The sequence below is a fragment of the Treponema sp. Marseille-Q4523 genome (genome assembly GCF_016901105.1).
In the GTDB taxonomy this organism is placed as follows: domain Bacteria; phylum Spirochaetota; class Spirochaetia; order Treponematales; family Treponemataceae; genus Treponema_D.
Genome location: NZ_JAFEVM010000010.1, coordinates 55,496 through 78,197, shown reverse-complemented (window position 1 = coordinate 78,197; position 22,702 = coordinate 55,496). Strand labels below are relative to the sequence as shown.

General features: G+C 49.1%; 17 protein-coding genes. 15 read left to right on the top strand and 2 right to left on the bottom strand.

Features of this window, described 5'->3' with window-relative positions; translation table 11 throughout:
- The 4 genes from JSQ97_RS04870 to JSQ97_RS04855 all read left to right on the top strand — a co-directional run.
- A partial coding sequence (locus JSQ97_RS04870) for a hypothetical protein (RefSeq protein ID WP_205075024.1) occupies window positions 1-270 on the top strand: 270 nt, incomplete at its 5' end.
- Between the two features lie 111 nt (window positions 271-381).
- The gene (locus JSQ97_RS04865; RefSeq protein ID WP_205075023.1) at window positions 382-804 is read left to right on the top strand and encodes a hypothetical protein; all 423 of its coding nucleotides are present in this window, start codon (window positions 382-384) and stop codon (window positions 802-804) included.
- A 91-nt stretch (window positions 805-895) separates the two neighbouring features.
- Window positions 896-2,845, top strand: coding sequence for an NAD(+) synthase (locus JSQ97_RS04860; RefSeq protein WP_205075022.1), 1,950 nt, complete (start codon window positions 896-898; stop codon window positions 2,843-2,845).
- Between the two features lies 1 nt (window position 2,846).
- On the top strand, window positions 2,847-3,887 hold the full coding sequence (locus JSQ97_RS04855) for a 23S rRNA (adenine(2030)-N(6))-methyltransferase RlmJ (RefSeq protein WP_205075021.1): 1,041 nt from the start codon (window positions 2,847-2,849) through the stop codon (window positions 3,885-3,887).
- A 9-nt stretch (window positions 3,888-3,896) separates the two neighbouring features.
- On the opposite strand, the gene JSQ97_RS04850 is transcribed toward JSQ97_RS04855, so the two are convergent.
- Entirely contained in the window at window positions 3,897-4,457 is a 561-nt protein-coding gene (locus JSQ97_RS04850; protein WP_205075020.1) for a hypothetical protein, read from the bottom strand.
- 302 nt (window positions 4,458-4,759) lie between these two features.
- Between JSQ97_RS04850 and JSQ97_RS04845 the strand changes: the two genes are divergently transcribed.
- The 7 genes from JSQ97_RS04845 (at window position 4,760) to JSQ97_RS04815 (ending at window position 13,491) form a co-directional block, all read left to right on the top strand.
- Window positions 4,760-5,998 (top strand): class I SAM-dependent RNA methyltransferase, encoded by a 1,239-nt coding sequence (locus JSQ97_RS04845; protein ID WP_205075019.1) that lies wholly within the window; start codon window positions 4,760-4,762, stop codon window positions 5,996-5,998.
- A gap of 11 nt (window positions 5,999-6,009) precedes the next feature.
- Window positions 6,010-7,845: an outer membrane protein assembly factor BamB family protein gene (locus JSQ97_RS04840; RefSeq protein ID WP_205075018.1), complete on the top strand. Its 1,836-nt coding sequence runs from the start codon at window positions 6,010-6,012 to the stop codon at window positions 7,843-7,845.
- Between the two features lie 96 nt (window positions 7,846-7,941).
- Window positions 7,942-9,222 carry an extracellular solute-binding protein gene (locus JSQ97_RS04835; protein WP_205075017.1) on the top strand — a complete coding sequence of 427 codons (1,281 nt, stop codon included), beginning with the start codon at window positions 7,942-7,944 and terminating at the stop codon, window positions 9,220-9,222.
- A 132-nt stretch (window positions 9,223-9,354) separates the two neighbouring features.
- Window positions 9,355-10,644 carry an extracellular solute-binding protein gene (locus JSQ97_RS04830; RefSeq protein ID WP_205075016.1) on the top strand — a complete coding sequence of 430 codons (1,290 nt, stop codon included), beginning with the start codon at window positions 9,355-9,357 and terminating at the stop codon, window positions 10,642-10,644.
- Between the two features lie 90 nt (window positions 10,645-10,734).
- Window positions 10,735-11,562, top strand: coding sequence for a PHP domain-containing protein (locus JSQ97_RS04825; RefSeq protein ID WP_205075015.1), 828 nt, complete (start codon window positions 10,735-10,737; stop codon window positions 11,560-11,562).
- A 96-nt stretch (window positions 11,563-11,658) separates the two neighbouring features.
- A complete protein-coding gene (locus JSQ97_RS04820) occupies window positions 11,659-12,585 on the top strand; it encodes a carbohydrate ABC transporter permease (protein WP_205075014.1) in 927 nt (308 codons plus the stop codon).
- A 24-nt stretch (window positions 12,586-12,609) separates the two neighbouring features.
- A complete protein-coding gene (locus JSQ97_RS04815) occupies window positions 12,610-13,491 on the top strand; it encodes a carbohydrate ABC transporter permease (RefSeq protein ID WP_205075013.1) in 882 nt (293 codons plus the stop codon).
- A gap of 88 nt (window positions 13,492-13,579) precedes the next feature.
- Here the strand turns inward: JSQ97_RS04815 and JSQ97_RS04810 are convergent, their stop codons facing one another.
- On the bottom strand, window positions 13,580-15,013 hold the full coding sequence (locus tag JSQ97_RS04810; protein ID WP_205075012.1) for an LTA synthase family protein: 1,434 nt from the start codon (window positions 15,011-15,013) through the stop codon (window positions 13,580-13,582).
- Between the two features lie 206 nt (window positions 15,014-15,219).
- Here JSQ97_RS04810 and JSQ97_RS04805 point away from each other — a divergent pair, with 206 nt between their 5' ends.
- The 4 genes from JSQ97_RS04805 to JSQ97_RS04790 all read left to right on the top strand — a co-directional run bounded on the left by JSQ97_RS04805 (window position 15,220) and on the right by JSQ97_RS04790 (window position 22,663).
- Window positions 15,220-16,110 carry an MraY family glycosyltransferase gene (locus JSQ97_RS04805; protein ID WP_205075011.1) on the top strand — a complete coding sequence of 297 codons (891 nt, stop codon included), beginning with the start codon at window positions 15,220-15,222 and terminating at the stop codon, window positions 16,108-16,110.
- Window positions 16,059-18,734, top strand: coding sequence for a YidC/Oxa1 family membrane protein insertase (locus JSQ97_RS04800; protein ID WP_205075010.1), 2,676 nt, complete (start codon window positions 16,059-16,061; stop codon window positions 18,732-18,734). Before JSQ97_RS04805 ends, JSQ97_RS04800 begins: the two co-directional genes overlap by 52 nt.
- 66 nt (window positions 18,735-18,800) lie before the next feature.
- Window positions 18,801-19,865: a glycosyltransferase family 4 protein gene (locus tag JSQ97_RS04795; RefSeq protein ID WP_205075009.1), complete on the top strand. Its 1,065-nt coding sequence runs from the start codon at window positions 18,801-18,803 to the stop codon at window positions 19,863-19,865.
- 92 nt (window positions 19,866-19,957) lie between these two features.
- Window positions 19,958-22,663, top strand: coding sequence for a YidC/Oxa1 family membrane protein insertase (locus tag JSQ97_RS04790; RefSeq protein ID WP_205075008.1), 2,706 nt, complete (start codon window positions 19,958-19,960; stop codon window positions 22,661-22,663).
- Window positions 22,664-22,702 lie beyond the last annotated feature (39 nt).

Sequence of the window (22,702 nt, the reverse complement as noted above, 5' to 3'; positions counted from 1 at the left end):
GCTATGGATTATCTGAAAACTTTTTATTCTAAAGAAGCCTACAAAGACTATCTGCTTGAAAAAGAAATCGATGTTTTAGAGTTTATCTGCGGATTCAATCCGAAAGCCGTATCTGTTAATTTTGAACTTGCGCTATTATATTTTGAAAACAAAAGATTTGACGATTTTTATGAAACATTGATAAAATGTCGAAATATAAACGGATACGATTGGATTATAGAATCATATATCAAATCATATGAATTCTATAAAGCGAATTGTAAAGCCTAACAAAACTTCATAGCCGACATGCCGTCAAGCTGATTTTCGGGTTAAAACAATGATAGACGTACAGCCCTGCAGGCCGGATAAAAGTATAGAAACTGAACGGAAATTAAAATTATGGAAAAAAAATATTTCCCCAAAAATACACACGGAATAATAAGTTTAATGACAGGCCTTTTTATGATTTGCCTTGTCCCTTATGCCGTTTATGATTTGATAAAACAATTTTCGATCTTCCATTTTGGAGCTTGTATAGTATATACCGCATTTTCACTAATATTTATTTTTAATTTTTTCGGAAACAGGCTTTTTATAAAAGAAAATACTCTGTACGTAAAAGAATGGTTTAGGATTATATATGTAATTAAAATTGACATGATAAAAGAAGCTAAAATCGGACATTTTTGTAAAGGTTGGTGGAGCCGCGGTCATACGGTATTATCAATGAAAATAAAAACTGAAAATACAATAATAAAATTTCCGATCGCTCTTTATTCAGGTAAACAGATAAGAGAGATATTACATTTATTAAATACATAAGATTATGCTCAAGTCGAGGTTCAGGCGGCAATCCGTTTCGCGCGGCAACAGCTGCATTGCGCTTTTAGCTTTCGGGTGCTACACTGTGCGTATGAATTACGGATTTTTTCGTACGGCGGCGGCGAGTCCCGAAACCGTCGTTGCGGACTGTACGGCAAATGCAAATCGCATCATAGACGCATGCAAAAAAGCGGGTGCACAGGGTGCATCCCTCATCGTATTTCCCGAACTCGCCGTAACGTCATATTCGTGCGGCGATCTCTTTTTGCAAACGACGCTCCAAGAGGCGGCGATCCGCGAAACGGAGCGCATCGCAAAAAAGACGGCTTCCCTTCCGATTCTCATCGCAGTCGGTCTTCCGTTCGCATCCGGCCGATCTCTGTACAACTGTGCGGCTTTTATCTTTGCCGGAAAAATTCTCGCGCTCGTGCCGAAAACTTATCTTCCGAACAGCGGAGAATATTCCGAGCGGAGATGGTTTTCGCCGAAAAAAAATGCCGATGCCGAAACGGTATATTTTTCGAAAGCTCATTCGGCCGTCCCGTTCGGATGCGATATCCTTATCTCGGATACGGACGATGAACGCTGTGCGATCGCTTTGGAAATAGGCGAAGACCTTCGGGTGCCCCTGCCGCCCTCTTCATACCACGCGCTTTCGGGCGCCGCGATCATCGCAAATCTTTCGGCGAGCTCCGAAACGGTCGGCAAAACCGAATACCGCAGGCTCCTCGTCAAAAGTCAGTCGGCACGTACACTGTGCGCCTATGTCTATGCCGATGCGGGACACGGAGAATCGACGCAGGACGCCGTATTCGCTTCTCACAAGATCATCGCCGAAAACGGAACGATCATCGCCGAATCGAAATCGTTCGACGATACAATTTGTTTTGCCGATATCGACATCGAGCGGCTCGCTTCAGAGCGGCGGAAAGATACGACGTTTTCGGACTCTGCGGCAAACGCAAATACGCGGTCGTACCGGAAAATTTCCGTCGACCTTTTATCCCGCGCAAAAGCTTTTTCAAAAAATACCCCGCTTTTCCGAACGATCGACGCTTCGCCTTTTGTTCCGAACGACGAAAGCGGGCAAAGCGAACGGTGGAACGACATACTTACCGTACAGGCCGAAGGTCTTGCAAAACGGATGCGCCACACGGGCGTAAAAAATGCCGTGATCGGTCTTTCGGGCGGTCTCGATTCGACGCTCGCCCTTCTCGTCACCGTCCGTGCATTCGATCTTTGCGGTTTAAATGCGTGCGGGATCCGTGCAGTTACGATGCCCTGCTTCGGCACGAGCGACAGGACTTACCGCAACGCATGCGCACTTGCAAAGGAGACGGGAGTTACCCTCACGGAGATCAACATCGCCGAAGCGGTGCGCGTCCACTTCCGCGACATCGGTCAGGACGAAAGCGTACGCGATGCCGCGTATGAAAACGCTCAGGCGCGGGAGCGCACGCAAGTGCTCATGGACATCGCGAACAAAATAAACGGCATCGTCGTCGGCACGGGCGATCTGTCGGAACTCGCGCTCGGCTGGTGTACATACAACGGAGACCATATGTCGATGTACGGCGTCAACGGCTCGGTTCCGAAAACCCTCGTCCGCCGCTTGGTGCGATTTTGCGCGGACAGTACGGACAATAAAAATCTTTCGGCTGTCTTAAACGATATCCTCGCAACCCCTGTGAGTCCCGAACTGCTTCCTTCCGAACGGGGAGCCCTTTCGCAAAAAACCGAAGACATTCTCGGTCCCTACGAACTCCACGATTTCTTTTTATACTATACGCTGCGCTTCGGTTTTTCGCCTGCAAAAATTTTATTTCTCGCGGACAAAGCCTCTCTCCCGTACACGCACGAAGAAAAGCTCCGCACGCTCCGCATATTTTACAAACGCTTTTTTTCGCAGCAGTTCAAACGTTCGTGCATGCCCGACGGCGCAAAAGTCGGCTCGGTAAGTCTCTCCCCGCGGAGCGACTGGCGCATGCCGAGCGACGCAAGCGCTGCCTTATGGCTTACGGAAATCGATTCGCTGAAATAATATGCTGAGCTACCGGCACGCTTTTCACGCGGGAAATCACGCTGACGTTTTCAAGCACACGCTCCTCGTCATGCTGCTCGAACGCTTTAACGCAAAAGAAACGCCGTACACCGTCATCGACACGCACTCAGGATCCGCGCGCTACGATTTGAATGACGAGCGTGCACAAAAAACGCTCGACGCGCAAAGCGGGATTCTGAAATTGCTCGAAGCGGCTCGATACGTGGAAGCACAGTCCCCCGATCGCAAGCAGCCTGCCCCGGAGTCATCCGCGATATCGCATGACGATTCGCAGCCGTCACATAAATCGTCCGAGTCGGCTTTACGGAAATTGCTTTTATCGAAATGCCCGAGCGGTTTTATCGATTTTCAAAAATACTTTCACTTTGCAAAAGCCTGCCTCGATGCGGGCTTTTATCCGGGCTCTCCGGAAATCGAGCGCGCTTTTATGCGGGCAAAAGACTGTCTCATACTCTCCGAACTGCACCCTGATGAAATCGGCGCGCTGCAGCGCAATATGCGCTTAAACGCCGCAAATGCCGAAAACTCGCCCGCGGTGCACATCCATCACCGGGACGGATTCGAAGCGCTCCGCGCGCTCACGCCTCCGAAAACGAAGCGCGGCATAGTGTTCTGCGATCCGAGTTACGAAGATGCGTCCGACTGGGAAAAAGCGGCAAACGCGCTTATCGAAACGCATAAACGCTGGGCAAGTGCAACACTTGTGCTTTGGTATCCGCTCGTCGCGGTAAAAAAAATCGAACGGGATGCGATGAAGCAAAAGATAATCGCCGAAATAAAAGGCGGAAAAACCGAAAGAGGCATACTCGATGCACTCTTATGCGTAAACACCGAAAACTCGCACCGCGAATCGGCATTGAAAGATGTGAAACGCTCCGAACCGCCGCGCCTCTACGGAAGCGGTATGCTCGTCGTGAATCCTCCGTGGAAGATAGACGACGAACTCGACGCCGTGCTGCCCCGCCTCGCCGAAGCGCTCGGCACGGACAACACGGGTTCATACGAAATTAATAATTATTAATTTCAGCAGTTAAAACCAAAAGCGCAAGCCGACGCTGCTCGGAAAGTAGACGGGTATATAGAAAACGCCGTTTGCTTTACCGTCTTCACCGAACGCAAACTGCAGTTCCGGCTGGATCGCCTGCTGCACGTACAGTTCCAAAAAGCCGTCGGCAAAATGCCAATTCATGCCTGCGAGAACGCGGGGGCCGGTTGACAGATAAAAATTTTTTCCGTTCGCCGTAAAATCGGTTCTGACCGCACCGCCGACGCCCCAAAACCATCGCCACAGGCCTATGATTTCGGGATTCATAAACCAATAGTCGGCCGTAACTTGCAGACCGAGCCGTGCGGTCGCGACGGCAGCTCCGTCATCGTCCTTATAAAAATGCGGTGCTATATCGAATATGCCGGCAAAATACAGCGGGATGTTGTCGAATTTGGCGGAACATGCGAGACCCCATGCGGGCGGAGTGATAAAACGGGTCGCGACAGGATCGAAGTTGAGCTGCGGGCCGATCCCCGTGGCAAACAACCCCGCGCTTGCAGATACGACGACAGCCGCAAAAACCGCGATCAATTTCTTTTTCATAGATTTCCTCCATAAAAAACTTTTGCAAAAAGCTGTAACTTCCGAAAGAGCTTTCGAAAATCATAACACTTTTTATCGAACGGGTCAAACATATACTGTCGTCCGAATATCGGAAACCCTACGGGTGATAGGACAGACTATGAGCATGCATGGCCTGTGACCGTCGCGCCGTGCGTATTTACTGACGTAAAAAACCAACCTAAACGGCGCGTTGCAAAAGGAACCTTTGAAAACCGTTTACATTTTCGACCGCCTGCGTCTCGCGTTGAAAAGGGCTGCGTTTCGCGCTATCATTATACGATATGCCTATAAGCGTTACGGCGGAAAAACTTGCGTTCGGAGGCGACTGCATTGCGCGGGTAAACGGAAAAGCGATTTTTATCCCCTATGCGATTCCCGGCGAAACGCTCGATATCGAAATCATCTCTTCAAAACGCGATTACGATGAAGCGAAGATCGTGAGCATCCTCGTGCCGTCGCCTCACAGGCGGATCCCCTCGTGCCCGTATTACGGAATCTGCGGCGGCTGCAATATGATGCACATAGACAACGCGTATCAGCGGGAGCTTCGAAAATCGGTGCTCGCCGACTGCTTTTCGCGTGCAGGAATCGATGTACCGGAAATCGATGTGATTGCGGGAAAAAGTTCGGGTTATCGCGCACGGTTTTTGCTGCACGACGGCGGGCTTGTCGCGCGCGATGCGAAATCGATCGTGCCCGTAACGCATTGCACCGTTGCAACGGATGAAGTGAACGCGTGGCTTTCCGAAACGGCTTTCGAAAATCGTCCGCGCGGCCTCCTCCGCATATTCGGCGACGAAAAAGTCGTGCGATCGGGAGAAAACGGTAAAAAGGTCGTTTCCGCTCTGTGTACGAGAGAGGAAGATACAAAAGAAGCCGTAAAAACCGCGGCGCAAAACGTGCACGGGAAAAAAATAAAAACGCCTCCGAAGCGCTTTTCGGGAACGCTCGCATCGCCCGATACGGCGGTAAAAATCGCCCTCTGCGGAAAAGAAATCGGCTTTGACGTGCGGGGATTTTTTCAATCAAATATCGATGTGCTCGAGCGCGCAATCGAAAAAGTATGCGACGGTCTTTCGGGAAAAAACGCGCTCGACTTGTATGCGGGCTGCGGTACCTTTTCCGTTTTCCTTGCGGATACGTTCGAACACGTAACGCTCGTGGAACACAACCGCGACGCCCTCGTCTTTGCCGAACAAAATATGGCGGGAAAACGGCACGCGAGTTTCGGCGTAAGCGGAAAAGCGTGGGTACGCGATTTTGCAAAAACGGCACCTCTTTTCGATGCCGCCGTCATCGACCCGCCGAGGAGCGGAATGGAAAAAGAAGTGTGCGAGCGGCTTTGCAAAAGCGGCATCGGGCACATACGCTCGCTTTCGTGCGATCCTGCAACTCACGCGCGGGATGCGGCAAAGCTCATCCGTTCGGGCTACAGTCTCGCCTCTCTTTCGCTGCTCGATTTTTATCCGAATACGTGCCATATCGAAAGCTTGGCAATCTTTGAAAAACGAAGTCGATAAAGGTAGACAGAATGCAAAAACCGTCTAAATTTTTATACAATATCACACTCTTTTTAATACTTTCTGCCGGAACTGCACTTTTTTCACAAAGCCGTACGACTGCTCTGCGCGATTTTTCTACCGAAGAGCCGAATTGGACATTGACGCTCAACGGTAAAATCATCGCTCCTCCGCAGGCGACTTCCTACGGTTTTGCAGTCCTCACCGACGGCCGCACGGTGTATGCTTCAAGCGACGACGGCACCGTCCTCTGGCAAAAGGAACTCGGCGGCAGGATCAGCCCCTACCTCACGGTACTCGACGGCGATTTTCTTTTAACCGTTTTCCGCGGCAATACGCTCACGCTTTTAAATCCCGAAGGGCTTCCGCTGTGGTCGGTTCGCGTACCCTTTACGCTTGCAGCTTCTCCTTTTATCGGGCGGGATGCGCGCATCTTTGTGCGCGGAAAAACCGACATCGCGTGCTACGGTATCAAGGGCGTGTGCAAGTGGCATATCCGAACCGAAGAACAGGATACGAAATCGATACAGGAACTGCCCGACGGAAGCGTCGTCGTCCTGCTCTCAAAACCCGACAACGGTAGAACTGCTGCGCTGCGCATATCACCGTTCGGGGAAGTGATGGAAAAATTCGCGTTTACCGGGATCGTCGCATCCTGCGTTTCCTCCCCGCAAGGCGGCATCCTTGTGACGCTGAAATCGGGGGGCGCGGGACTGTGCGCACTCGACGGCAAAAATAAAACGACGACAAAGTGGGCGCTTTCCCGAACGCAGGAAGGACTTCCGCTTCCCGCAAACGACGGCAGCTTTTTTATCCCCTATTCGGCGACGAGAGCCGCGCTCGTGCAACCTGCGGGAGGGGACGCCGCCGTCACGTTTTATAAATTGTCCGACGGAGAAGCGTCAACGCATTACCGCGTTTCCGGCATCGACGTTTCGCGCATTTCATACGTCAAGCCCTTTTTGCGCGGTATGGCGTTTGCGGACGCAGACGGCGCGGTCTTTTGCACCGAACGCGAAAGCGTCGTATGGAGCGTACGCCTCCCCGACATGAACGGCGCCTCCGATCCGTGGAATTATCTTTTATATACCGAAAGCGGCTACCTTATCGTGTGCAAAAAATCGTGGACGATTTCGGGTTTCCGCGTCGTACAGAATGTCGGAGGCGGACAGCTGCAAAAACAGGATCGAGGAAATTACACTGCATTTTTTGCACAAGAGACTCCACTGTACGATATGTATGACATCGAAGGAAAACTCGATACGGGATTGACCGGAAGCGAACGACGGGCGGCGCTCGACGGCGGCATGTACGGACCGCTTGAAAAATCGTGGATGTCGGAATTGCGCAGCGCGTGCGACGCTTACCGTTCGGCGATTGCAAATGCATCTGCAGGAGGGCGCGCGAAGCGTTCTGTTTTTATCGAAGACGTCGCCGGTACCGACGCGATGTTCAAGCAGCTTTCACGATTCGGGACGAGCACCGAAAGCGAAATCATCGCGCGCCTCATCGATGCCGAAGGGATCGGCGTACATTTGCCGACGCTCATCGTACAGGCAGGAGAATGTGCATACGATCCTGCAGGCAGCATGCTCGATTCGCTCGACAAAGCGTTCCGTACGATACCCGCACAAAATACACGGCTTTTACAAACCATGTGTGATACAGTCTTTTCGATATGCCGCTTTATGGGGCGCCCCGCCTTTTATCGGCACGGTAAAGACATACTCGCCCGCCTTTTGTATCCCGAGTACGACGCAAAAGTGAGAGCGTACGCTGCACAGACGCTGCAAAAAATCGCTTCGCTCGGAAAAGAGCAAGTATCGACAGCGGGAAAAAAATTCTAGCTTCAATTTTAATTTTTAATTTTTTCTTGCGCGTTTTTCGTTCTTGTAGTATACTTATTCGGATATAGCTTTTCCAAAGTATGGAGGAAAAAAAACATGAAAAAAATGATGATGCTGTGCGCGATCGCCGCCGCAGCGCTCATGGTGACTTCGTGCAACAAAAAGCCCGAAGCCGTCACCATCGAGTTTTGGACGCATGAAGATGCTAACCGCCAAAAGCTTGAAGACCGCTACATTCAGGAATTTACTGCAGCTCACCCGAACGTCACGGTAAACGTAACGCGACAGGGCGCCGCAAAGCTCATCGAGCTCGTTCAGACGGCTTTTGCCGCCGGAAGCGGTCCGACGATGTTCAACCTTTCTATAAACGATGAATACCCCTATATTACGGCAGGCCGAGTCGCTGCAATGAACTACAAAGCGGCAGGCTATAAAGACGCTTCGGAAGTCATCAATGCGTATGCGCCGAAAATGCTCGACCCCGTTACGGTAAACGGACAGGTATACGGACTCCCGCTCGAATTGACGAACTGGTGCATCTATATCAATAAAAAAGTATTCCGCTCGGCAGGTCTCGATCCCGAAAAAGATTATCCGAAAACGTGGGAAGACATGGTAAAAATTTCCCAAAAGATCGTTATCAGAAACGGCGACATCATTACGCGGCGCGGCTACGACTTCCGCTACAAATATTATCTTGAAAACAACGTCCCGATGGTCGAACAGCTCGGCGGGAAGCTTATCAGCGACGACGGAAAAGAAGCGATCGTCGGAAAGGACGCATGGGTCGCGTTCCTCACGTATATGCAGCAATGGGGTCCGAACGGTTTGAATCTCGGCTCTCCGACATACAAAGCGGGACGCTCTGTGTTCAATGCGGACAACAACGACCTCGCAATGTGCTCGACCGGTTTATATCAGGAAGCACGCATACGGCATGACAACCCCGCTTTCTACGAATCGGGCGAATGGATGGTCGTTCCGTATCCGAAATTCGAAAACGCCGTCAAAGACGTCGCGGCATGCTATTACGGCCACTATTACATGGTCAACGCCGATGCAACGAAAGCTCAGCAGGAAGCGGCATGGCAGCTCATCTCCTATATGCTCAGCCACGGCGAAGAGTACCTTTCCGAGGTCAATATCATCCAACCGACGACGGCGCTTTTAAATAGCGACACGTTCAAAAAGATGCCGTATTCCAGCGTATTCGCAGGTGACCTCGAACGCGGACACATCGTGTACTACGGATCAAGTTCAACCGCGATCCAGAGCGCGATCGGAACGGCGGTTGAGAGCGTTATGCTGCAAAACGTATCGCCCGAAAACGCTTACAACACGCTCAAAAAGACCGTTCAGGAATTGATCGAACAGTAATTTTCCACTTCGGACTATCAAAAAACTGTCCGAAAGCTTCAGTTTTCGGACAGCCTCGATTCCTTTTTTATCCGGGTAAAAGGTCGCTTTCTCCGATATTAAACGATTATTATTTTATTTGAGGATGTACACATGAAAAAAATTATCCGCCTCTGCGCCGTTTTTGCAGCCGCTTTTATTTTGTTTCCGTCATGCGCAAAAAAACGGGAAAACGTCGTCATCGAATTCTGGACGCATGAAGATGCCAACCGCCAAAAGCTCGAAGATCGTTACATAAGCGAATTTATGACGGCGCATCCGAACGTTACGGTAAACGTAACGCGGCAAAGCTCTTCAAAGCTTATAGAACTGCTTCAGACGGCTTTCGCCGCGGGCAAAGGTCCGACGATGTTCAATACGATCATCAACGAAGAATATCCGTATATCGCAGCAGGCCGCGTAGCGCCCGTCAATTACAAAGCCGCAGGTTATAAAAATGCAGACGACGTCGCAGCCGCCTATGCGGACAATATGCTCGACCCCGTTACCGTAAACGGGCAAGTCTACGGACTTCCCCTCGAGCTTACGAATTGGTGTGTATATCTCAACAAAAAGATTTTCCGTGAAGCGGGTTTGGATCCCGAAAAAGATGCTCCCAAAACATGGGAAGACGTCATGAGTATTTCTCAAAAGCTTGCACTGCGCGAAGGCGATATCTTAAAAAGAAGAGGATTCGATTTCCGCTACGGTTATTATCTTGAAACGCTCGTTCCGCTTGCCGAACAGCTCGGCGGACAACTCATCAGCGATGACGGTAAAGAAGCTGTCGTCGGAAAAGACGCGTGGATAGCCGTCCTGTCGTATTTACGGCAATGGGGACCGAAAGGTTTGAATCTCGGATCTCCGACATATAAAAATGCCCATTCGCTCTTTAACGCCGACAACAACGATGTGACGATGTGTCTGTCGGGATTGTATCAGGAAGCGCGCATACGAAACCAAAATCCGAACTTTTACGACAGCGGTGACTGGATGATCATTCCGTATCCGAAATTTCAAAACGCCGTCAAAGATGTTGCAGCCTGCTACTACGGTCACTATTACATGGTAAACGCCGATGCGACGAAAGCCGAGCAGGAAGCTTCGTGGCAGCTCATCTCCTATATGCTCAGCCACGGCGAAGAGTACCTTTCCGAAGTGAATATCGTTCAGCCGACACTTGCGCTTTTGAACAGCAAAACATTTAAAGATATGCCGTACTCCGAAGTGTTTGCAAACGATTTGAATCGTGCGCACATCGTATACTACGGTGCGGCATCCGCATCGATCCAAAGCGCTCTCAAAACGGCGCTGCAAAACGTCATGCTCGGCGATGCTTCGCCCGAAGCCGTATACGAGCAGCTTAAAAAAACGGTTCAGGATTTGATCGACGAACAAAAATAAGCGTATTTTTTTAAGTGTCCCATAATTGAGAGTAACATACCCCGATGTCTGTGTCGGGGTTGTTGATTATCGGATCATTCGGAGCAGCAGGTGGATTTTTTTACGCAGGACGAAGTGAATCTTCATACGCATTGCAAATACTGCAGACATGCCGTCGGTGATGTGAGCGACTATGTCGATAAAGCTCGAAAAGACGGGATCAGATTGCTCGGCATGAGCGATCACTGTCCCGTGCCTGACGACAGGTGGCACAGCGCCCGTATGTTTTATTCCGAAATCGACGATTACCAAAGGGACTGCGAAAATGCGATACGCAATGCAGGTGATATGCACATCTTCCGCGGATTCGAAACCGACTACCACAAAGATTACGTTTCATATTATCGCGACGAACTGCGCGGCGAACGGGGCTTCGACTATCTCCTGCTGGCTGTCCACAATTATTATGCGCCTGACGGAAGCGATATCATGATCCCCGACTGTCCGATAAACGATAAAGCAGTGCTGCACACGTATACGAAAACGCTTATCGAAGGCATGCAGTCGGGATTGTTTTTGTATGCGGTACACCCCGACCTCTTTGCCGCATCCTATCTCGAATGGGACGAGGAAGCGAAAGCCTGTTCGCGCGATATCCTCGCATGCGCAGAAGCCGTGCACATGCCGATAGAGATAAACGGTCAGGGCATCCGCGCAAAAAAAGTCGTATCGTCGAGCGGCGAGCGCTACCGTTATCCGATTCAGGAATTTTGGAATCTCGCCGCCGAATACGACGTCTCTGTCGTCACTGCGGCCGACTGCCACAAACCGGAAGATATGCTATCGTCAAGGAAAGCGTGCAAAGAGATCGCGACAAAAGCGAATCTCACGTTTGCGCGATATGCGATCGACGAAAACCGAAAGATCGTCATACGCTGAAAAGTGTGCTTTGCCGGAGCGCCATTATCGTATGGAGGAATGATACAAAGCATCGTCTGAAATATCGTCATCGCTTTTTTATGGAGGAAATTAAAAATGGCTAAAACAGTAAAACACTACAGCATCGAAAAACAGCAGGCGCGGTGGGGATTTGCGTTTACCCTGCCGAGCCTTGTCTTCTTTGCCGTATTCAGTTTTTATCCGATCATCAACGCATGTATCACGAGTCTTACAAACAAACAGGCGATTTCGCGGACGTCGAAATTCGTCGGCCTGCACAATTACGTGTATCTCTTTACGCGCGACAACGGCGGCTTTTCGCTTTTAAACTCCATGCGGGCGACTATCACTTTTACCTTCGGTACCTTTGTTCCGATGGTCATCCTCGCGCTCATCCTTGCGGTACTGCTCATGCAGCTGCGCCGTCCGTCGCAAAAAGGCTTTTTTCAAATTTCGTTCTATATGCCCGCCGTTCTTTCGTCCGTCGTTGCCGCCGCAATTTGGATGATCCTCTTCGATCCGCGCGGGCTTTTCAATCAGCTGTCAAATGCGATTTTACTTACGAAAGGAAAAGATTACCAGTGGCTCACCGACAATACGATGCTGCAGATTTCCACGATGATCGTATACTTTTGGAAATACATCGGCTATTTCGTCATCCTCTTTATCACGGGACTCGCTTCGATCCCGCCTTCCATCTACGAAGCCGCGACGGTAGACGGGTCGAACAAGTGGCACGCGTTTTTTCATATCACGCTGCCGCTCTTAAAACCGACGATCGTGCTCGTGTCCATCATGGCGATGCTCCAGTGTTTGAAAACGTTCAGCACGCAGTATATGTTCGCGCAGGGAGGTGCGGCGCGACATCCCATCGACGTCATCACGATGAATATCTACTTTACGGGTATCAGAAACGGTCAGCTCGGCAGAGCGAGCGCCATGTCGATCATATTATTTTTAATAATGCTGCTGTTCACCTACCTGCAGTTCACGCTGTCGAAAACCGACGATGTGGAATATTAATAAGCGCATTTTATTGGAGTTGCTATGAATACAAATAAATATGTCGGAAGAGTGGGTATCGGAGAGATCGTCGCGTGGATAGCGCTTTTTATCGTATTCTTTTTTACGATAACGCCCATCCTCTTTATGTTCGTCGCGTCGTTTATGGATGCGCGCCAAATTCTCGCAATGCCCTTCCGCTGGATCCCCTCCCGCGCGTACTTTACGAGCGAAAGCAGAACGTTTTTAACAAATTTTATTAAAGCGATTTTCGGCAACAATCAAAATCCGGTATATATGCGCAATATCGCAAACTCGCTCATCGTCGCACTCACGTGTGCGGTAACGACGGTTTTGCTCGCCTCTCTTTGCGGCTACGGACTTGCGAAATTCAAATTCAAATCGCGGAACCTTATCTTTATGTCGATCATGGCAACGATGATGATACCGTTCGAAGCGATCATGATCCCGCTGTACATGGTCGCAACGAGCATGCACATGATAAACACCTACCAGGGACTCATCATCCCCTTCCTCGTATCGGCATTCGGTGTCTTTCAAATGAGACAGTATCTTTTGACTTTCCCGACCGAATACCTCGATGCGGCGCGCGTCGACGGCTACAACGAATTCAACATCTACAGCCGCATCGTTTTGCCGAACTGCGGACCGGTCATAGCCACCCTCGGCATCCTTTCGTTCAGAAATCAGTGGGACAACCTTTTGTGGCCGCTCCTCGTCGCGCAGAGCGAAAAGATGAAAACGATCCCGCTGTACATCACGAAATTCAGCGAAGAAAAACAAACCGATGAAGGCGCTATGATGGCGTGCGCGCTCCTTGCATCGATCCCGATGTTCATACTCTTCGGCGCCCTGTCGAAATACTTTATCGGAGGAGCTGAAGTCTACGAATCGAGAAAAGGCTGAAACACTTTTGACGGTCTGTCCGAAAACATAAAAACTCGGACGGTTTTTTCGAATTCGGCAGGCGGCTTCGGATAACACTGAAGCCGCTTCAAAATCGGCGGCGCGCTTTCAGCGCTTCGTACTGCTGCGTCCGCTTCATGAGTTCGGCGTTCACTTTTTCGGCGCCGTACTCTTCGACGAGCGTTTTATCGCCCGAATAGAGCGAGCGGCCGAATCCGAGAGCGCGACCTTCGATCGTGCAGCCGATGCTTTCGAGCATCGTCGGAAACATATCGTAGGGTGCAAAGCGCCTGTTCTTTTGCACGGATCGCGGTGGCGTCAAAACCGAATTGACGATGAGGTCGAGCCAGCGGCGCTCGGCGTTTGCGCCTCTAACGGGACTTTCATCGACGATAAAATTATTGTGCGGCGCGACGAGAAAATTGTGATCGCCCATGATGACGACGGTCGTATTGTCCCACCACGGCTTGCCTTTCATCCAGCCGATGAGTTCGCTCACCTGTTTGTCGGCGCAGCGAATAACGTTCATAACCTGCCGCTTATCCGTATCGGGACAGAGCGGACACTTGTAACCGTTCGGGAAATGCGTGTCGACGGTAAGCATGCCGAAAAAAAACGGGGATGTCCCCTGCCCCAATTCTTCGAGTTCGCGACGGGCGAGCGGATACAATTTTTGATCCTCGAAACCCCAAAACACTTGATAGTTCATCGGGATCAAACCTTGCGCCTTGTACCAATGAATGTCGTGAATTTCGACACCGTGATCTTCGAGAAAGATGTCGCGGTTTTCAAACTCTTTGGCGCTGCCGAACGCAAAGCGACAGCGATAGCCGTTTTCACTTAAAATATCGGTGAGCGCGACGGCGCCTTGCAGACAGCTGAGTTTTCCGTCTTCGGTTTTTGCAAAGGGAGCAAAATACGGCAGTCCGCTGAATTTCGAAATGATGCCCGCAGCCGTCCACGACGTACCGTCGAGGTTTTCTCCGCCGCCGAGTTTTTCGTTTTGGCTGAAATTGACGTTCGCCTTTGCAAGAGAAGTGATACCGGGTATGAGGTTTTCGCGAAAGAGACCGCCTTCTTCGATCGATGCAAACGAAGACTCGACCGATTCCATAAAGATGACGACGAGGTTCCGCTTTTTTTCGGGGAACGTAATACGGGTCGAGGCGGGATCGACATAGTGCGCATCGTAAAAATCGGAATGTACCGGAGTTTTGTGCACTTCGTATAAGATCGCAGGATACTTCCACGCACGGAGCATAACGACGGTTATCACTGAGGCCAAAATCAAATATGAAAGGCCGAATACGAAGCACTTGTCCGCATCCGCAAAAACCGAATGGAATTTCCGCCCCTTTGTTTTTTTGTACGCTTTTGCGAGGGCGAAATTACAGAGCAAAACGAGCACGTATATGCTTCCTGCAGGCAGGATGACGCCTTTACAATACGATAAAAACGTTCCCGAATCGTGCCCCTTCATATTTGCACCGACGACGAAAAACACCGAATAAGCGTTGTCCATGGGATACTCTACTCGAGACCAGCGAAGCGCGAATAACAGCGCAACTGCGAGGACACATAAAAAGTGGGCGATAATTAATTTAATTGATATTCTACGCATGAATCACAAATCCGTTGTGCTACTGTAGCAAAAATGCGTAATCTGTACAATACGACGCAAATCGGTAAAAATTATAATAAGGATTGCAAAAGGCGATTCTATGCAGTATGATTGACAGTATGTGGATTTCGACCGTTCTATCATTTGCATTGAGTGCATGCTCTTTCCCGTTTATTATAGCACTCTGCAAGCGTTATCGGCTCTATGATCCCGTAAGCGCCCGAAAAATCCACTCCGGCAATATCCCTCGATTGGGCGGCATCGGTATAGTCGGCGCATATTATGTTAGCCTGTGCGTTTATTCGCTCATTTTAAAAAGGCTTTCCCTCTTGATCCTTCTTCCCATTTTTATCTCCGGTCTCATTATCTTCGCATTCGGTGTACTCGACGATCTTCGCGCCATGCCTGCGGTATATAAACTCATCGCACAGATCATCGCTGCATGCATCGTCATATACGGCGGCTTCGAGTACCGGCAAATATTCGGCATCATCCTGCCGCGCTGGATAAGCATACCGTTGACGATCCTTTGGATCATCAGCATAATCAACGCGTATAATCTTATCGACGGTCTCGACGGTTTATGCGGCGGACTTGTCCTCCTTACGGCACTTACGCTTTTTATCCTTTTTCATACGATCGCAAATCCGATCGCACAAGCGTTTTTACTGATTGCGGCTTCCGTATTCGGTTTTCTTTTGTTTAACGAACCGCCTGCAAAAATTTTTATGGGCGACGGCGGAAGTCAATTTTTAGGTTTTATCATAGCGACGGCGCCGCTGTGCCTTGCTTCGCAGTCATTCGAATTTAATAAACTGCTGATGATGTGCGTACTCATATCGATCCCTATGCTGGACACGCTTTATAAACAGGGCTGTAAACAGAAAAAAACAGAACGATTTTTAATCGTATTGATAAAACGATATATAAAAAATATAATACATATATGGTTTCGATCCTTTTTACCGTTATTATTTATCCGCTCATACAGATCATAGAATTCATCTTTGTTTTCATGCAATCGATATTTAAAAATCCCGGTTTTTCAGTCATGTGCATAAGTGCCGCCGTGACGCTGCTCTGTCTGCCGCTTTATGCCGTCGCGGAAAAATGGCAGGAGCTTGAACGGCAGACACAAAAAAATCTGAAAGCCGGTATCGAGCGCATCAAAACGACATTTAAAGGCGACGAACAGTATATGATGCTTTCGGTGTTTTATCGGCAGCATCACTATCATCCCATCATGGCGCTCCGCTCTTCGTTCGGCCTTTTGATTCAAGTTCCGTTTTTTATCGCGGCATATTCATATCTCTCGCATCTCGAAATACTGCATGGTGCATCGTTTCTGTTTATAAAAGATATGGGTGCTCCCGATGCACTTCTGAAATTCGGAGAGGGGGGGGGTATAAACCTGCTTCCCATAGCGATGACGCTCATAAACTGCATCGCGGGTGCGGTGTATACCAAAGGGTTTCCGTTTAAGGAAAAGCTGCAGTTGTACGGTATGGCGTTTTTATTTCTCATTTTGCTGTATAATTCCCCCTCCGGTCTCGTGCTTTACTGGACTTTAAATAATGTATTTTCACTTTTAAAAAATATTTACTATAAAATAAAAAGTCCGTATAAGATGCACGTATTTTTATACCTATTGGCATTTTTCATACTGTGTATCGTAGGCTTTATCAATTACAATCACAGAGGTTCCCTAAGTCTGCGCATTGCGGTTTCGACCGTTCTTTTGATCTGTGCCGCTTCTCTTTGCGCGTACACATTTTTTGCGAAACGCATAAAAATCGATTTGAGCGGTTTTATTTCAAAAAAAGAATCCTTTGTGCTGTTTATCTCGTCGGCCGTTCTCTTAACCGTCGTTGCGGGTCTTCTTTTGCCGACGAATTTGATCGTATCGTCTCCGCAGGAATTTTCTTACATCGACAGGTATTCGTCTCCCCTGTTTTTTATCGGCAATACGTTAACGCAAGTTATCGGCTTTTGCCTGTTTTGGCCGATCTGTCTGTATTTTTTATTTTCTGATAAAACAAAACGCGTATTCGCATGTATTTTCACATGTACTGCAGTAAGCGCGCTCGTAAACGCGTTTATTTTTCCCGGCTCATACGGCTTTATTTCGACAGCGTTTATATTTGCCGAAGACGTCGAACACACCGCCGTTCAATCTGCCGTAAACATATCCGTTTCGGCACTTGCCGTCGCCATAGCGTTCATTCTGTTGAAATTCCGCAAATCGAAAATCGTTACGCCCCTTACCGCTCTCGCTTCCGTTTCGATATGCGTCCTGTCCCTCATCAATACCGCGCATATCGCTTCGGAATTCAAAACGCTCTCTTCATACAGAAACAAAGATCAGGCGGGAGGCGCGACATCGGTCGAACCTATCTTTTCTCTTTCCCAAAAAGGAAAAAACGTCGTCGTGCTTATGCTCGACAGAGCTGTCAGCGTTCTCGTTCCGTATATCTTTGAAGATCATCCCGAATTGAAAACCCGGTATTCGGGATTTACGTTTTATCCCAATACGGTAACGTTCAACGGCTATACATCGCTCGGCTCGCCTCCCATTTTCGGCGGTTATGAAGCGACACCTACGGCTATCAACGCACGAAAAGAAATTCCGCTGCTGCAAAAACGCAATGAAGCGCTTATGATGCTGCCGTGCATTTTCGATGCACACGGTTTCAATGTTACGGCATCCGATCTGCCCTACGCGAACGGCAATTGGATCCCCGATATGAGTATCTTCGATCCCTATCCGAACATCAAAACCTACGTTACCGACGGACACTACACCGACTTGTGGTGCAAAGAACACGATCTGCGCCTTCCCGATGCAAGCGATGTGATAAAGCGAAATATGCTGTGGTATTCGCTTTTAAAAACATCCCCGCTTTTTTTACGCGAAGCGATCTATGACGACGGCGCTTGGTGTGCGCTTACCAATACCAAATCGTTGAGAAAAACGCTCAACGGTTATGCCGTTCTCGATTATCTCCCGCGCCTCACTTCGATCGCCGGCGACGCAAGCGATAACGCGCTCATCATGGACAACAATACGACGCATGAAGGTTCAATGCTGCAGGCGCCGGATTATCGCCCCGTTCTCACCGTTACAAAATTCGGCGACGGAAAATACGCGCGACGCGTTGTATATTCCATAAATATCGCTACGATAATGCGACTGGCGGATTGGTTTCAATACATGAAAGACAACGGCGTTTATGACAATACGCGCATCATCCTCGTCTCCGATCATGGTCCCGAGACGAACGTCGTAACGCATAACGATTTACCGTTTCAACAGGATCAGTTCAACGCGTTTCTCATGGTAAAAGATTTCAATGCGTCAGGCGAAATAAAAACCGACAATACATTTATGTCGACCGCCGATGTCCCGTTTCTCGCGCTGGATAAGCTCATAGCAAATCCCGTCAATCCGTTTACCGGAAATCCGATAACGACGGATGCAAAAAAAGAACCGCTGTATATCGCTATGTCGGGGATGCAGATTTCGGGTACCAACGCATATGAATTTTTACTCGATCCGAAAAAAGATTACTATATTCATGACAATCTTTTCGAACCGAAAAATTGGGTGCGCGCGGCGGAATAATATTTTGTGCGGCTATTTGCTAAAAACCGTACGCATAATGTATTGCGATGTATTTTCGAGGAGTCGATGACGAAGTTTCTTATCAACGGAAATTTTTTGTGCCGGAATCTCACCGGCATTGAACGCTTTGCATGGGAAATCTGCGCGCGGCTCGATGCACTTCTCGTTTCCTCCGACGACATATCGCTTTTCGTTCCCTCAAATGCAAAGCGTGTTCCCGACTACGCTCATATCAAAATTATTAAATCGGATACGACGCTCAAGAGTTTTCCTCTTTGGGATATAGTCGTATTTGCAAAAGCGTGCCGCACGCACGGTGCAATCGCGCTCGATTTTTCAAATACGGCACCGCTCGGCAAAACCTGCGGCGCAGCGTTTATACACGACATATACGCAAAAGACTTTCCGAACGATTTTACGTCGTTCCGCGACAAACTCGTCGGCGCCTATTGCCGCTTCCATTACCGGAATATCTGCAAAAACGCGCGCCTCGTCTGCACCGTGTCGCATTTCAGCAAAAAGCAGATCATGGATTACTACGGCGTACCGGAAGGGAAAATCTCCATCATCTACTCGGGTTCGAATCACATGAATACGATACAAGCAGATGAAAGCGTCTTTGAAAAACTCGGCGGATTGAAAAAGGGAGAATTTTATTTTACGCTCGGAAGCCTTTCGCTGCGTAAAAATCTGCAATGGATCATGAAGCATGCCGAGCTTTACCGGAACGAGCTTTTCGTCATTTCAGGTACAATGCTCAAAAACGTCATTCCGAACGAACTTGAAAAAATAAAATTATTAAAAAATATCATTTTGGCGGGATATCTCTCAGACGGACAAGTAAAAGCGCTCATGGAAAAATGCAAAGCCTTCGTGTTTCCGTCGTACTTTGAAGGATTCGGACTGCCGCCGCTCGAAGCGCTTTCTTGCGGAGCGCCTGTCATCATTTCCAATGCCGCAAGTTTACCCGAAATATACGGCGATTGCGCACACTATATCGATCCTTCTACGCCGGACGTCGATTTGGACGCTCTCCTTGCAAAACCCGTTTCTTCCCCCGCCCCGCTTTTCGAAAAATATTCGCTCGATAATTCGGCGAAAAAATTATACGCCGCGCTCAACAGCTTGTAGTCTTATCGGCAGGACTGCCGCAAGTCGATAAAAGCCTAATACGAAATTCGCTTTCATTGAAAAATATTTTCCCTTACGCTATACTTTCCGGTATGGCTCATTTTCTCTATACGATTATCATCTATCCGCTCTATCAAATCATAGAATTCGCATTTAAATTTTTCGGCGATGTTTTCAAAAATACCGGTATTTCAGTTATAGGCGTCAGCATGTCCGTTTCGATACTCTGCCTGCCTCTGTATATCGTCGCCGAACGGTGGCAGCAGATCGAACGCGATACGCAAAAAGCGCTTGAAGGCGGCGTAAAGCGCATCAAATCGGTTTTTTCGGGTGACGAACAATACATGATGCTTTCGACCTATTACCGGCAGCACCGCTATCATCCGCTCATGGCGCTCCGCTCTTCGTTCGGCCTTTTGATTCAAATTCCGTTTTTTATCGCAGCCTACGTTTTTCTTTCAAACTTGTCCGCGCTGAGAGGCGAACACTTTTTGTTTATCCGCGACATGGGAACCGAAGACGCTCTCTTCCGCATCGGGAATTTTCCCGTAAACGTGCTTCCGATCGCAATGACGCTCATCAATATCGTCGCGGGAGCCGTCTATACGAAAGGCTTTAAGCTCAAAGACAAACTGCAGATTTACGGCATGGCGCTCGTGTTTCTCGTTCTCCTGTACAAATCGCCGGCGGGTCTCGTCCTCTACTGGACGATGAACAACGTCTTTTCACTCGTAAAAAATATCTTTTACAAAATAAAACGCCCGCTCCTTGTCCTGTATATCATACTGTGCGCTTGCATTTTGGGAGCCGATTATTTTTTACTCTTCAAACATAACGGCCTTTTCCACAAACGGATTTTGCTCACCTGCGTGCTTTCGCTGCTGCTCTTCACACCGCTCGCCGTAAAGCTTTTGCAGCGCCTGCTCGACACCGCTCTTTCCCCGCTCGTCGAAGATAAAAAATTGCGTTTTACGCTTTTTATCGCTTCGGCAGTATCGTTGTGCCTGCTCGCAGGCTTTGTGATCCCCTCCTACGTTATCAATTCATCAGCCGTTGAATTCGCCGACATCGACGGTTACGGAAGCCCGCTCGCCTTTTTGCTCGAGTCGACGATGCAGATGCTCGGTCTCTGCGTTTTTTGGCCCGTCTGCATCTATTTTTTATTCAGGTCCCGCATACAAACGCTCATCACGCTTTTTTTGACGACGGTGCTCATAGCGGGCATCGTCAACACTTTTTGCTTTTCGGGCGATTACGGAACACTGTCGCGCCTCATCACTTTTTCGACATCGATTTCACAGCCGCCGAAATTAATAATAATTGTTAATATCCTTGCGATACTTGCCGTCATCGCTTTACCGATCGTCGTTATCGCACTCGGACGGCAAAAGATCTTACACGGTATCGTATCGATCGTCCTCATCGCAGAATGCGCCGTGACCGCCTTTCACGCTTTTTCGATACAGAGCGCATACCGCTCGTATAAAAAAGATATCGCACACTCGGTTCAAGAAGCGTCGTCGGTTACTCCGGTATTTCACCTGTCGAAAGACAAATTAAACGTCGTCGCCTTTATGCTCGACAGAGCGGAAAACGCCTACGTCAAACCGATATTCGATGCCTATCCCGAATTATACGATCAGTTCGAAGGCTTTACGCTGTACAAAAACACGGTGTCGTACAATCAGGGAACGCTGCTCGGCGCGCCTCCGCTTTACGGCGGCTACGAATACACGCCTTATGAAATGAACAAGCGTGCGGATCAAAAACTCGTCGACAAGCACAACGAAGCGCTGCTCACCGTGCCGCGCATCCTTACCGAACAGGCCGATTTCCGCTCGACGGTTTCCGATTTGAGCTGGGCGAATTACAGCTGGATCCCCGATATGAGCATCTGCGATCCGTACGAAAAGATCACCGGCGTCAACACCGAGCGAAAATACACGAGCCTTTGGATAAAACAGAATTCCGACAAAGTGAAACCGAATATCACGAGCAGCGCCCTCAAACGCAATCTCGTGTGGTTCAGCCTTTTTAAAATGGTTCCCGTCGTCATGAGAGACAGCGTATACGACGACGGCTTATGGTGGGGGTCGGACAGTCAGACAAATGACAATACGGAATTCATCGACTACTATTCCGGTCTCGCGTTTTTGCCGGAACTCACCGATTTTACCGCCGATACGAATATGTACTGCATGATCGTAAACGAAACGACGCATTCCAATCAAACGCTGCAGGCACCGGACTTTACGCCTGCGGCAAAAGTAACCGACAGAGGCCCCGAAGCCATCGCGGATTTCGGCGGCATCGGCGGAAATATCGCTGCTTTGAAACTGCTCGGAAAATGGTTCGACTATTTAAAAGCGAACGGCTGCTACGACAATACGCGCATCATCCTCGTAGCCGATCACGGTATCGGAACGTCGGACGGCAAGAAGCTCGATTTTCCCTCAGACTGGCCGATGTCGTACAACCCCGACCACCTCCACCCGCTTTTGCTCGTAAAGGATTTCAATGCTTCGGGAACTTTGACGATCAATCACGATTTTATGACGAACGCCGACGTGCCGTCGATCACGCTGAAAGATATCGTAAAAGATCCGATCAATCCCTTTACAAAAAAACCGATCGTCCCGATTCCGCCGGATGAAAAAAAAGCGTCCGGCGTCGTGCTGACGCATAACTGGCAGCCGGGCGCAAATTTGATCAATAAATTCCGCGTACCCGATGCGGACTGGTATACGATCTCAAAGGATATGTTCGACATTGCAAACTGGGAGCAGGGCGTTCACTGATCGAAAAAATCACCTTTAGCGATTTTTTCGGGATTTCGA

Coding starts and splice junctions, on each gene's coding strand:
- JSQ97_RS04790 (WP_205075008.1), top strand. CDS start 19,958: ATGGCTCATTTTCTCTATACGATTATCATCTATCCGCTCTATCAAATC.
- JSQ97_RS04810 (WP_205075012.1), bottom strand. CDS start 15,013: ATGGACAACGCTTATTCGGTGTTTTTCGTCGTCGGTGCAAATATGAAG.
- JSQ97_RS04840 (WP_205075018.1), top strand. CDS start 6,010: ATGCAAAAACCGTCTAAATTTTTATACAATATCACACTCTTTTTAATA.
- JSQ97_RS04805 (WP_205075011.1), top strand. CDS start 15,220: ATGATTGACAGTATGTGGATTTCGACCGTTCTATCATTTGCATTGAGT.
- JSQ97_RS04860 (WP_205075022.1), top strand. CDS start 896: ATGAATTACGGATTTTTTCGTACGGCGGCGGCGAGTCCCGAAACCGTC.
- JSQ97_RS04795 (WP_205075009.1), top strand. CDS start 18,801: ATGACGAAGTTTCTTATCAACGGAAATTTTTTGTGCCGGAATCTCACC.
- JSQ97_RS04835 (WP_205075017.1), top strand. CDS start 7,942: ATGAAAAAAATGATGATGCTGTGCGCGATCGCCGCCGCAGCGCTCATG.
- JSQ97_RS04855 (WP_205075021.1), top strand. CDS start 2,847: ATGCTGAGCTACCGGCACGCTTTTCACGCGGGAAATCACGCTGACGTT.
- JSQ97_RS04800 (WP_205075010.1), top strand. CDS start 16,059: ATGGTTTCGATCCTTTTTACCGTTATTATTTATCCGCTCATACAGATC.
- JSQ97_RS04850 (WP_205075020.1), bottom strand. CDS start 4,457: ATGAAAAAGAAATTGATCGCGGTTTTTGCGGCTGTCGTCGTATCTGCA.
- JSQ97_RS04865 (WP_205075023.1), top strand. CDS start 382: ATGGAAAAAAAATATTTCCCCAAAAATACACACGGAATAATAAGTTTA.
- JSQ97_RS04845 (WP_205075019.1), top strand. CDS start 4,760: ATGCCTATAAGCGTTACGGCGGAAAAACTTGCGTTCGGAGGCGACTGC.
- JSQ97_RS04815 (WP_205075013.1), top strand. CDS start 12,610: ATGAATACAAATAAATATGTCGGAAGAGTGGGTATCGGAGAGATCGTC.
- JSQ97_RS04830 (WP_205075016.1), top strand. CDS start 9,355: ATGAAAAAAATTATCCGCCTCTGCGCCGTTTTTGCAGCCGCTTTTATT.
- JSQ97_RS04820 (WP_205075014.1), top strand. CDS start 11,659: ATGGCTAAAACAGTAAAACACTACAGCATCGAAAAACAGCAGGCGCGG.